At 72.5% G+C, this 12,040-nt stretch carries 8 protein-coding genes; 5 read left to right on the top strand and 3 right to left on the bottom strand.

Features of this window, described 5'->3' with window-relative positions:
• Window positions 1–90 precede the first annotated feature (90 nt).
• The 3 genes from ACFVDM_RS37055 to ACFVDM_RS37065 form a co-directional block, all read right to left on the bottom strand.
• On the bottom strand, window positions 91–1,905 hold the full coding sequence (locus tag ACFVDM_RS37055) for a serine/threonine-protein kinase (RefSeq protein ID WP_383651099.1): 1,815 nt from the start codon (window positions 1,903–1,905) through the stop codon (window positions 91–93).
• Window positions 1,906–2,023: 118 nt separating this feature from the next.
• Entirely contained in the window at window positions 2,024–2,815 is a 792-nt protein-coding gene (locus ACFVDM_RS37060; protein WP_383651091.1) for an ABC transporter ATP-binding protein, read from the bottom strand.
• The gene (locus ACFVDM_RS37065; protein WP_383651092.1) at window positions 2,808–3,746 is read right to left on the bottom strand and encodes an ABC transporter permease; all 939 of its coding nucleotides are present in this window, start codon (window positions 3,744–3,746) and stop codon (window positions 2,808–2,810) included. The genes ACFVDM_RS37060 and ACFVDM_RS37065 overlap by 8 nt, the downstream gene beginning before the upstream one ends.
• A 356-nt stretch (window positions 3,747–4,102) precedes the next feature.
• On the opposite strand from ACFVDM_RS37065, the gene ACFVDM_RS37070 reads away from it, so the two are divergent.
• The 5 genes from ACFVDM_RS37070 (at window position 4,103) to ACFVDM_RS37090 (ending at window position 11,989) form a co-directional block, all read left to right on the top strand.
• Entirely contained in the window at window positions 4,103–4,708 is a 606-nt protein-coding gene (locus ACFVDM_RS37070; RefSeq protein ID WP_383651093.1) for a TetR/AcrR family transcriptional regulator, read from the top strand.
• Between the two features lie 340 nt (window positions 4,709–5,048).
• Window positions 5,049–8,606, top strand: a complete 3,558-nt coding sequence (locus ACFVDM_RS37075; RefSeq protein ID WP_383651094.1) for a CDP-glycerol glycerophosphotransferase family protein — start codon at window positions 5,049–5,051, stop codon at window positions 8,604–8,606.
• A 169-nt stretch (window positions 8,607–8,775) separates the two neighbouring features.
• Entirely contained in the window at window positions 8,776–10,017 is a 1,242-nt protein-coding gene (locus tag ACFVDM_RS37080; protein WP_383651095.1) for a glycosyltransferase family 39 protein, read from the top strand.
• A gap of 15 nt (window positions 10,018–10,032) precedes the next feature.
• Window positions 10,033–11,547, top strand: a complete 1,515-nt coding sequence (locus ACFVDM_RS37085; RefSeq protein ID WP_383651096.1) for a methyltransferase domain-containing protein — start codon at window positions 10,033–10,035, stop codon at window positions 11,545–11,547.
• A 67-nt stretch (window positions 11,548–11,614) separates the two neighbouring features.
• Complete coding sequence (locus ACFVDM_RS37090; RefSeq protein WP_383651097.1) at window positions 11,615–11,989, top strand: hypothetical protein; 375 nt, start codon at window positions 11,615–11,617, stop codon at window positions 11,987–11,989.
• Window positions 11,990–12,040 lie beyond the last annotated feature (51 nt).

Below are 12,040 nucleotides of genomic sequence, written 5' to 3' on the forward strand. Positions count from 1 at the left end.
CTCACATGTGCTGTGCCGCGGTGTAGTTGGCCCTTCGTGCGCGAAGCCGGTCCGACCCGCGCGCCGGCCGGCCGGACCGCGCTCGGACGGCTACTCGTTGATCTTCCAGAGGGTCAGTTCGGTGTCGAAGCCGGGGACGGTGTAATCGCCGTCCGCCAGATGCCAGTCGACGATCTTCATCATGGCGAGATTGCCGTCGGTGGTCACCGTGCAGACGATGGTGCCCTTGCCCAGGGGCTTGCCGTCCCGCAGATCGTATTCGTCCAGATCCTGGAGTGCGGAGGTGCCCACGGCGTCCCGGCACGCCTCGGGCGTGGCGGCCGAGGAGGTACCCGCGGGGGTCAGGAACTCCCACTTCGCACCGACGCTGTTCTCGTAAAGAATCTCCTGCCCCTTCGTGTCCTCGCTGTCGGAGCTGCCCTGTGGGTTCAGCCTCGGAGCGTCGAAGTCGATCACGCTGGTGTCCGTGTTCTGCGGCGCCCTGATCAGCAGCGGCTTGTCCTTGAAGACCACGGTGTACGTGGGCTTCGGCGAGGACGACTTCTCCGGGCTCTCCGCCCCCTGGGACGCCCGGTCCGTGCCGGCCGTGGTCGCCGGGTCCGAGGAGACCGCCTTGTCGCCGCTCCCGGAGCCGTCCGGGCCGGACTGCGACCAGATCACGACCCCCACCGCCACCAGCAGGATCGCGGCGCCCGCGAGCAGCCCGCGGCGCCGGTCGGACATGCGCGAGGGCTGCCGGCCGGTCTGCGGAAGGGGCTGCCCGGGGTACGGCATCGGCGGGACCGTCCCGTACGGCGGGGCGCCGGTGCCGGGTCCGGTCGGTGCGGCGGTGGGCGGCGGGGGCGTCAGCGGGCCGGTCCCCGCGTCCGTACGCGGCGGCAGTGTGGTCCCCGCTCCGGCCACGGGCGGCACGGTGGTCCCGGCGGCGACCGAACCGGCGACCGGGGGCGGCGGCGCGTCGGGGACGCCCTGCGCCGGCGGGGGAGCGGCGGGGCCGGGGGCCGGCGGAACGGAGGCCGCGCGGCGGGCGATCTCCGCGGTGAGCGGCGCGGGGAGCCAGCCCTCGCGGCCCGCAGGGGGCGCGTAGCGGGCGGCCAGTTCGGCCGGGGTGGTGCGGGCCGCCGGATCCTGGGCCAGGCAGCCGGCCAGCAACTCGCGCAGCCCGTCCTCGTACCCGTCCAGCGAGGGCGGCCTGGCCTCGGTGTTGGCGATCCTGGTACCGATGGAGACCGCCCCGCCCTCCCCGTACGGATGGCGGCCCGTTGCGGCCACGGCGGCGATCAGCCCGAGCGAGAACACGTCGCTGGGCGGGCCGACCTCCTCGCCGAGCGTCTGCTCGGGGGACATGAACTGCGGGGTGCCGATCAGCCGGCCGCTGCGGGTGATGTGGGTGGCGTCGGCGGCGCGGGCGATCCCGAAGTCGATGACGTGCGGGCCGTCGGCGCCGAGCAGGATGTTGCCGGGTTTCAGGTCGCGGTGGATCACACCGGCCGTGTGCATGGCGCCCAGGGCCTGGGCGGCCATCCCGACGAGCGCCAGGACCGAGGGCAGCGGGAGGGGGCCGTGCGAGGTCAGCGCCTCGTGGAGCGGCATGCCGGGGATGTAGGTCGAGGCCAGCCACGGCTGTTCGCCCGAGGTGTCGTGGTCGACGACCGGCACCAGGTGGTAGCCGCGCACCATCCGGGCCGCCCGCACCTCCTGCTCGAACCGCAGCCGGAACTCGGGATCGTCGCCGAACTCCCGGCGGATCAGCTTCACCGCGACGGCCTGACCGCCGCGCGAGTACGAGAAGTAGACGGACCCCATGCCGCCCTCGCCGATACGGGCGAGCAGCCGGTAGCCGGCGATCTCGGCCGGGTCGCCGGGGCCGAGGGGCGTGAGTGCCGTGCCGAAGCCTGTACTGATGGGAGCCTCCCCGCCCTCGTCATCGTGTGCGACCGCACGAGCCTATGACAGGTACCGGTCTGTCAGATCCCTGGTTACGAAGGAGCTTTGGGACCTTCCGGACCACCCTTCCGGCTCTTTATCTGCCCTTGCCCTTCCCCGCGGTGAACCGTTCGTACGCCGCGACGACCTCCGCCGCCGGTCCGTCCATCCGCAGGACCCCCGCCTCCAGCCAGATCGCCCGGTCGCAGGTCTCGGTGATCGACTTGTTGTGGTGGCTGACCAGGAAGACCGTGCCGGCCCGCTGCCGCAGTTCGGCGATCCGTTCCTTGCTGCGCCGCTGGAACCGGGCGTCGCCCGTGGACAGCGCCTCGTCGATCAGCAGCACGTCGTGGTCCTTGGCGGCGGCGATGGAGAAGCGCAGCCGCGCCCCCATGCCGGAGGAGTACGTGCGCATCGGCAGGGTGATGAAGTCGCCCTTCTCGTTGATCCCGGAGAAGTCCACGATGTCGTCGTAGCGTGCGCGGATCTGCTCCCGGCTCATGCCCATCGCGAGTCCGCCGAGCACCACGTTCCGCTCGCCGGTGAGATCGCCCATCAGCGCCGCGTTCACCCCGAGCAGCGAGGGCTGGCCCCGGGTGTGGATCCGGCCCTTCGTGGCGGGCAGCAGCCCGGCGACGGCCTTGAGCAGCGTGGACTTCCCCGAGCCGTTGGACCCGATCAGGCCGATCGCCTCGCCCTTGTACGCGGCGAAGCTGACGCCCTTGACGGCGTGCACCTCGCGGACGCCCGGGGCGGCCCGGCGCGAGACGATCCGGCTCAGCGCCGAGGTGGCACTGCCCCGGCCGGTGCGCGCGCCGTTGACCCTGTACGTGATGTGGACGTCGTCGACGACGACGGTCGGCACCGCGGTGCCCGGGTGCTCAGCCACGTCCGTAACGCTCCTCGGCCTGCCAGAAGAAGACGAAACCGCCCACCCCGCACAGCAGCGCCCAGCCCGCGGCGACGGTCCAGACGTGCGGGGGCAGTTGGGAGGCGTGGAAGCTCTCGATGAGCGCGAACCGGGTCAGGTCGATGTAGACGGCCGCCGGATTGAGTTCCAGCGCCGCCTTCACCAGATGCGGGACCCGGTCGCCGCTCAGGCTCTTGTCGATGCTCCACATGACCCCCGACGCGTACATCCAGGTGCGCAGCACGAACGGCATCAGCTGGGCGATGTCCGGGGTGCGGGCGGCCAGCCGGGCGACCACCATCGAGACGCCCGCGCTGAACACGGCCTGCAGACCGAGCGCCGGAACCGCCAGCAACCACGAGGGCCGGGGGTACTGGCCGAACACCAGCAGGATCATGACCAGCGCGCCCAGCGAGAACAGCAGCTGCTGGAGCTGCTGGAGGGCCAGCGCGATCGGCAGCGAGGCCCGGGGGAAGTGCAGCGCCCGGACCAGCCCGATGTTCCCGCTGATGGCCCGGGTGCCCGCGGTGATCGAACTGCTGGTGAAGGTCCAGACGAAGACACCGGTCACCAGGAACGGCACGAAGTCGGCGACGCCCTGCTTGGTCCTCATCAGGACGCCGAAGATGAAGTAGTAGACCGCCGCGTTGAGCAGCGGGGTCATCAGCTGCCAGATCTGGCCGAGCTTCGCCTGGCTGTACTGGGCGGTGAGCTTGGCGGTGGCGAACGCCGTGATGAAGTGCCGGCGCCCCCACAGCTGTCGTACGTACCGCGGCAGCGACGGACGGGCCCCGCTCACGCCCAGCCCGTGCCGGGCGGCTAGGGCGGCGAGCTCGCCGGGGGCGTACGAGGGAGGGCCGGGGGGCGGCGGGGCGTCCGGCGGGGCCGGGGCGATGGTCTGGCTCACCACGATCACTTTCGACGCGGAAGTGCGGGGGCGCCCCCCGGGGTGCCGGGGGTGCGGGAACGTGTGCGGGCGACGGAACGGGACCGTTGCGTGGCGACGCGGGGGGTGTGACGGTCGTGCGTCGCGACGGGACTGTTTCGTCGTGACGCACGGGGTGGAACGGTCTTGCGTCGCGACGGGGCGGTTTCGTCGTCACGCGGAGGAGGGAACGCCTCTGCGTCGCGACGGTACCGTTTCGTCGTAACGTCGAGGTTAGGACGCTCCAGCGTCGCGACGCAACCGTTTCGTCGTGACGTCGAGGTAAAGACCTCCCCACGTCGAGACGCAACCGTTTCGTCGCACCGGACTATGCTTCGGCCATGACCACCGCCCCCGGAAGCCGCCGCCGTGTCCCCGCCGGAGCCGCAGTGCTGCGCGAGGACGTGACCGACGCCATCCGCAGAGCGGTGTTCGAGGAGCTTGCCGCGGTGGGCTTCTCCCGGATGTCCATCGAGGGCATCGCCCGCCGGGCCGGCGTCGGCAAGACCGCGGTCTACCGGCGCTGGAAGTCCAAGCTCCACCTCGTCCAGGACCTGGTCACGGCCGTGGCGGTGCAGGGCATGCCCGCGCCGTCCACCGGTTCGCTGTACACCGACATCCGCGCGGTGCTCGACCTCGCCGCGTACGGTCTGCGCCACCCGCTGGCCTCGCAGGTCATCCCGGACCTGCTCGTCGAGGCGGCCCGCAATCCGGAGATCGCCGACACCATCAAGGCCGTCCTGCTCGACCCGCAGCAGGGGATCGCGGCCGTCGTCGTGCGCGAGGCCGTGGCCCGTGGCGAACTGCCCGGGGACACCGATCCCGACCGGGTCCTCGACCTGATCGTCGGACCGCTCTACTGGCGGCTCGCGGTCGTCCGGGGCGACCTGCCCCCGGGTTATCTGGACGACCTGGCCGCCTCGGCCGTCGCCGCCCTCACCCGCTGACCGCCGGCACCCGCCGAACCCCGCACCCGCCGAACCCCGTACCCGCTGACGGCCGTCGCCCGCAGAAGCCCCTGCCCGCTGGCCGCCGTCACCCCCGGCCGCCTGTCACCCCCCGGCCGCTGTCACCCCCAGCCGCCGTCACCCCCTGACCGCCGTCCCCCCGCCGACCGCCGTCACCCACCGAACACCCTCACCCACCGGACACCTTCGCCCGCCAGGCGCCGTCAGCACGCATGCGCGCGCCGTCACCCGTCGGGGGCCGTTACCGGTGACCCCCGGCCGTACACGGGGTTGAGCCCTACGGATCGCCAGGCTCCCCCGATGAACGGACGTGTCCGCCATGCCGCCACGGCTCAGTGTCGTTGTCCCCGTCTACAACGTCGAACCCTTCCTCACGGACTGCCTGAGGTCCCTCGCGGAGCAGACCGTCACCGACCTCGACGTGGTGATCGTCGACGACGGGTCCACCGACGACAGCGCCGCCCTGGCCGCCGGCTTCGCCGCCCGGGACGACCGCTTCCGCCTGGTCCGCCAGGAGAACGGCGGGCTCGGCCACGCCCGCAACACGGGCGTCCGCCACTGCGACCCCGAGAGCCGCTACCTGGCCTTCGTCGACAGCGACGACATCGTTCCGCCGCGCGCGTACGAACGGCTGCTCGGCGCCCTGGAGGAGACCGGATCCGACCTCGCCTCCGGCAATGTGCTGCGGCTGCGGGCAGGCGGCCGGCTCGTGCAGTCGCCGATGTTCCGCGCGCCCATGGCCACCACCCGGCTGCGCACCCACATCACCCGCGACCGGGTCCTCGCCGGCGACCGGATCGCCTGCAACAAGGTCTTCCGCCGCTCCTTCTGGGACGCGCACGCCTTCGCCTTCCCGGTCGGCGCGCTCTATGAGGACATCCCCGTCGTGCTCCCCGCGCACTTCCTGGCGTCCTCCGTCGACATCCTCAAGGACCCCGTCTACCACTGGCGCGACCGCCCCGGCTCCATCACCGCCGGCCGGGCCGTCGTCCGGGGCGTCCGCGATCGCGTCGCCCATGTCCAGGGCGTGTCCGAGTTCCTGGCCGAGCACCACACCCCCGCCGACAAGAACCACTACGAGGCACACGCCCTCGCCAACGACCTCTGGTACTTCATGGAGGTCCTGCCCGACGGCGACGACGCCTACCGCGAGGCCTTCCTGGACCGCGCCAACGCCTTCCTCGGCCAGGTCGACCCCGCGGTCCTCGACGCCCTCCCGCTGCGGCTGCGGCTGATGTGGCACCTGGTGCGCGAACGCCGTCTGGAGGAACTGCTGGACGTGCTCGTCCTCGACCGGCGCGAACCCGGCGCCTTCGCCGTACGCGGACTGCGCCGCCGCCGGGCCGTCCACCCGGCACTCACCCGCGCGGTCCCCGACCGGGTGCTGCGCGTCGCCGACCGCGACCTGCCGCTCGTCGCCCGGCTCCGCGACGTCACCTGGCGGGACGGCAAGCTCCACCTCGGCGGATACGCCTATCTGCGCAACCTCCCCGCGGGCTCCGGCCGCGCGGAGTTCCGGGCCGGCTGGCTGCGGGCCGGGCGCCGCCAGATCGTCCCGCTGCGCCTGCGCCGCACCACCGAACCGGAGGCCACCGCCCGCTCCCGGCAGAGCCTCCACGACTACGACCGCTCCGGCTTCGAGGCGGTGCTCGACCCCGCCCGGATCCGCATCGCCCCCGACGGGCCGGTCGACCGCGTCACCTGGCGCCTGGAGATCGGCGCCGCCCGCCAGGGCCTCCTGCGCCGCGCCGCGCCCACCACCGCCGAGGCCTCCGTCGCCCCGCCCGTCCACCGCCCGGACGGCGACCACCGCATCGTGCCCGTCTTCGACGCCGACCGCCTGGTCCTGCACGCCGAGCGCGTCGACGCCCGCTTCGAGAGCCACCACGCGGGCGAGGACGCCGACGGAGCGCCCGCCGTCGTCGTCGAAGGCATGGTCAGGGCCCGGCTCGCCGACGGGGAGTTGCGGCTCGGCCTCACCCACCGCGCCTCCGGAGCCGCCCTCGACGCCCCCGTCACCGTCCACGAGGGTGCCGCACCCGACCGCACCGGCTGGCGGCGCTTCACCGCCGCCCTCCCGCTGGCCGCCCTCGGCGAGGCCCGCCCGGCGGACACCGGGCCCCGCGCCGGCCTCCCGTACAGCGTCCATCTCGTCGGGCCCGGCGGGCGGCGCACACCGCTCGACGTCCCCGGCCCCGTACCGCCCGGCCGTTACCCGCTCGTTCCGGCCGGTGAGGAACCGCGCGAGCTGGGGCTCACCGTCAGCGCCCGCGGCAATCTGCTCATCGGGGACCGCCCCGTGCAGCCCCTCGTCGACCTGGCCGCCTGGACCCAGGACGGCAGGCTGCTCCTGGAGGGCACCTTCCCCGAGGACACCGCCCGGCCCGTCGTCCTCGTGGCCCGGCACAGCGGCCACCACGAGGAGACCGTGCTGCCCGTCACCTTCACCGGACCCGGCGGCGAACGGCGGTTCGCCGCCGAACTGCGCCCCGACGCCGTCGAGGTCTGCGGCGGCGGCGCGCTGCCGCTCGGCGAGGGCAACTGGTACTTCTTCCTCCGCGAGCGCGGCGCCACCGACGAGAGCCGCGACACCGCCCTGCGCCTGCCCGCCGCCGTCCACCACACCCTGCCCGCCGCCCGCACCCTCGCGGGCCGCACGTACGCCATCGAACGCCGCTACCACGACCAGCTGCTGCTGCGCTGCGCACCGCCGCTGACGGCCGCCGAGCGCGGACCGCGCGCCCGGCGGCTGCTCACCGCCGCCCACACCGCCCAGCGCACCGCCGCCCTGCGCGACACCGTGCTGTTCACCAGCTTCGAGGGCCGGCAGTACTCCGACTCGCCGCGCGCCGTGCACGAGGAACTGGCCCGCCGGGGGACCGGACTCGACCACGTCTGGGTCGTCCGCGACGGGCAGGCCCGCGTCCCGGCCTCGGCCGACACCGTGGAGCACGGATCGGCCGCCTGGTACGAGGCGCTGGCCCGCAGCCGGTACGTCGTCACCAACACCCAGCTGCCCGAATGGTTCGAGCGGCGGGAGGGCCAGACCGTCGTCCAGACCTGGCACGGCACCCCGCTCAAGCGCATCGGCCTCGACCTCGCCGACACCGCGCGGGCCAACCGCGCGTACATCGCCACCCTGCGGCACCGAGCCCGGCAGTGGAGCTTCCTGGTCTCCCCGAACACCTTCGCCACCCCCGTACTGCGGCGCTCCTTCGGCTACGAGGGCGAGATCCTGGAGTGCGGCTACCCCCGCAACGACCTCTTCCACGCCCCGGACCGCGCCAAGGTCGCCGCCGCCGTACGCGCCTCGCTCGGCATCCCCGACACCGCCCGGGTGGTGCTCTACGCCCCCACCTGGCGTGAGGACCTGCCGAAGAACGGCGGTCGCTACCCCATGGACCTGCGGCTCGACCTCGCCGCCGCCGAACGCGCGCTGGGCCCGGACACCGTCCTGCTGGTGCGCCGCCACTACCTCGTCACCGACCGGCTCCCCGACTCCGGCACCGGACGCGTCCGCGACGTCTCACGCTACCCGGACGCCGCCGAACTCCTGCTGATCAGCGACGCGCTGGTCACCGACTACTCCTCGATGCTCTTCGACTTCGCCGAGACCGGGCGGCCCATGCTCTTCCACACCTACGACCTGGAGCACTACCGCGACACCCTGCGCGGCTTCGCCCTCGACTTCGAGTCCCGGGCCCCGGGCCCCCTGATCGCGGACTCCGCCGCCCTCGTCGAGGCGCTGCGCGATCCGGTCCGGGCCACCGAGGGACACGCCCAGGCGTACGAGGCGTTCCGGCGCGACTTCTGCGACCTGGACGACGGCCGGGCCGCCGCCCGGGTGGTGGACCGCATGCTCGCACCGGCCGAGTGAGCCCGTGCGCCCGCGCGTTGACGGACACGCGGTCCGAACTGGCTGAACCGTTCGGGTGATTCCGGCCCGGCGGCGTTTGCGTTGATGCGCAGGCATGCGAGCGACGGCCCGGATAAGTCTGTTCATCGGTGCGTTGCATAGCGTCGCCGGGTTGCTACGTTCTGTTTTCATGGGTATCCGAATGCGGGGCGAGACCTGGAGCGTGCGCCGGGCGAGGACCGTGGTGTCGGCCGTCGCGGCCACCGGTCTCCTGACGCGCATGCTCATCGCCGCGAATTCACCGGGGCCCGCGGATGTGCGCTTCTTCCAGGGATTCGCCAAGGCGCTCACGGTGTACGGGCCCATCCGCATCTACGAGCAACCGCTGCCCGGACTTCCCGTCTACAACCATCCGCCCCTGGCCGGCTGGATGCTGCTCGGACTGAACGCCCTGTCCGAGAACGGCATTTCCTTCGCCACGCTGATCCGCTTTCCCGCCTCGCTCGCCGATTTCGTCTGCGCGTTGCTCGTTTTCGAGATCGTCCGCCGCCGCGCCCGTCTCGGCACCGCCGTGCTGTGCGGGGCCGGGGTGGCCCTCAGCCCGGTGCTCCTCGCGACCTCCGGCTACCACGGCAACACCGACGCGGTCGCCGTCGTGTGCGCGCTGGCCGCCGCCCATCTGCTCGCCGACCGCAGGTCACCCCTGGCGGCGGGGATCGCGGCGGCCCTCTCGATCAGCGTCAAGTTCGTCCCCGTCGTGGCTCTCCCGGCCCTGTTCGTCGCCGCCCTGCGCGGCGGCCGGCCGGCGGCGCTCCGGTTCACCGCCGGGTTCGCCGCCGTGATCGCCGTGGTCTGGGGGCCGGTCCTGGTGACCGTCCCCCTGCACCTCAAGGAGAACGTCCTCGACTACACAGGCGGCTCCTACCACCTCTGGGGCCTGATCCGGTTCGCCGACGTCCTCGGACTGCCGGAGGCCGCCATCACCTTCATGCAGGGCAGCGGCCACCTCCTCTTCGTCCTGGTCTGCGTGGCCGTCGGCGTCCGGCTCGCGGTGCTGCGCCCCGACCAGCTGCCCGGCGTCACCGCCGCCACGCTCGGCCTGCTGCTCCTGCTCTCCACCGCCTCCGGGCTCCAGTACCTGACCTGGGCGGCGGCCGCGATGTTCGTCCTCGGGCCCTGGGAAGGGCTCGCGTTCAACGCCGTGGCCGGACTGACCGCCGTCCTCGGCTACGGCGGACGCTCCCCCGTGCGCTGGAGCGAACCGGTGCTCCACCTGGGCGCCGCCGGCTGGTTCGTCCTCGCGGCCGGACTCGCCACCGGCATCCACGGCCTCCTCACCGCACCCCCCGTCACCGGCCCGGAGAACCGTTCCGGCCCGGCGGAGCTCTCCGCACCCCGCACCGCCCAGCCCTCCCGCTCCACCGCCCCCTGAACAGGAGAACGCCCCGTGAAGGAAAGCCCGAGTCCCAGGATCGGCATCCTGGTGGTCGCGTACAACGCGGAGACAACGCTGGAGAAGACCCTCGACCGGATCCCGGAGGACTTCCGGTCCCGGATCGACGAGATCCTCATCCTCGACGACGCGAGCCACGACGCCACCTTCACCGCGGGCTGCCGCTGGTCGCAGGCCGAGGGAATGCCCAGGACCGTCGTCATGCGCCACACCAAGAACCTCGGCTACGGCGGAAACCAGAAGGCCGGATACGCCCTCGCCGCCGCCCACGGACTCGACATCGTCGTCCTGCTGCACGGCGACGGGCAGTACGCCCCCGAATTCCTCCCCGATATGGTCGCCCCCATCGAGAACGGCGAATGCGAGGCTGTGTTCGGCTCCCGGATGATGAAATCCGGCGGAGCCCGCAAGGGCGGCATGCCGATGTACAAATGGCTCGGCAACCGCATTCTCACCCGGCTGGAGAACCGGCTCCTCGGATCCGATCTCACCGAATTCCACTCCGGATACCGCGCCTACAGCGTCGAGGCCCTCAAGAAACTGCCCGTCGACCGGAACACCGACGCCTTCGACTTCGACACCCAGATCATCGTCCAGCTCCTCGACGCCGGCATGCGGATCAAGGAGATCCCCGTGCCCACGTACTACGGCGACGAGATCTGCTACGTCAACGGCATGAAATACGCGAAGGACGTCGTCAAGGACGTCCTCGAATACCGGCTGGCCGTCAAGGGATTCGGCACCTGCGCCTGGATCCCCAAGCCCGTCGAGTACGCCTTCAAGGAGGGCGACGGCTCCTCGCACGCCGTCATCCTGGAGAAGATGCGCACCATGCCGCCCGGCCGCGTCCTCGACCTCGGCTGCTCCGGCGGGCTGTTCGCCCAGCGCCTGGAATCCCTCGGCCACGAGGTGACCGGCGTCGACTACGTGGAGGTGCCCGGCGTCCGTGAACGCTGTACGCACTTCCACCTCGCCGATCTGGAGGAGGGGCTGCCCCCGGAGATCGGCACCGGCTTCGACTACGTGGTCGCCGGGGACGTCATCGAGCACCTCTCCCGCCCGGAGCGGGTCCTCGCCGAGATCGCGACCGTGCTCCGGCCGGGCGGTGAAGTGCTGCTCTCCGTGCCGAACTTCAGCCACTGGTACTCCCGCATGCGGGTCGCCGTCGGCGCCTTCGGCTACGACCGCCGGGGCATCCTCGACGAAACGCACCTGCGCTTCTTCACCCGGGCCAGCCTGCGCCGCACCGTGCGCGACGCGGGCTACGACGTCCTGGACATCGCCTCGACCGGGGCCCCGTTCTGGTCCCTGCTGGGACGCGGGCCGCTCGCCTCGGTCCTCGGCGGGATGTCGCGGCTGCTGACCCGGATCCGGCCGACGCTGTTCGGCTATCAGCACGTCGCCCTGCTCACCCCGCACGCGGCCGAGACGATCATCGCTGGAGAGCACGTCGATGTTCAGGACATCCTCAACCGACAGTACGTCCCCGGCGACCGGGTCGGCGTCTGAGCCCGCGATCCCCGAACCCACCCGCGCCCCGGACTCCGGACCCCGGGCCGCCGTCAGGAGCAAGGCCTTGACCCTCTCCAGTCTCCTCCTGCTGCTGTTCGCCGTGTTCTCCTCGGCGGGCGGGCAGATCATGCTCAAGCACGGGATGAGGAGCGCCGCGACCGCCGCGGGACGGGACGGCACCTCGGTCGCGCTGCGCGCCGCCACCACCCCCTGGGTCGTGATCGGCCTGGTGGTCTTCGCGGTCTCCGCGCTCGCCTGGATGTCGACGCTGGCCACGGTGCCGCTCTCGCTCGCCTATCCCTTCAACGCCCTCGGCTATCTGCTGATCGTGGGGGCCGGGGCGACGGTGCTGCACGAGCGGACCTCGATGTGGACCTGGGGCGGCTCGCTGCTCGTGGTGGTCGGCCTGATCACGGTCATGGCGGGCCAGCAACGCTGACCCCGCCCCGCATCCACGGCAGGGGGCCCGCGGTCCGGACCGGTCCGGACC

Origin of the sequence: Streptomyces sp. NPDC057682 (assembly GCF_042799575.1) — a bacterium.
Taxonomy (GTDB): domain Bacteria; phylum Actinomycetota; class Actinomycetes; order Streptomycetales; family Streptomycetaceae; genus Streptomyces.

What these genes read in the sequence shown, in the direction of transcription:
- ACFVDM_RS37075 (WP_383651094.1), top strand. Translation starts at nt 5,049, where the DNA reads ATGCCGCCACGGCTCAGTGTCGTTGTCCCCGTCTACAACGTCGAACCC.
- ACFVDM_RS37080 (WP_383651095.1), top strand. Translation starts at nt 8,776, where the DNA reads ATGGGTATCCGAATGCGGGGCGAGACCTGGAGCGTGCGCCGGGCGAGG.
- ACFVDM_RS37070 (WP_383651093.1), top strand. Translation starts at nt 4,103, where the DNA reads ATGACCACCGCCCCCGGAAGCCGCCGCCGTGTCCCCGCCGGAGCCGCA.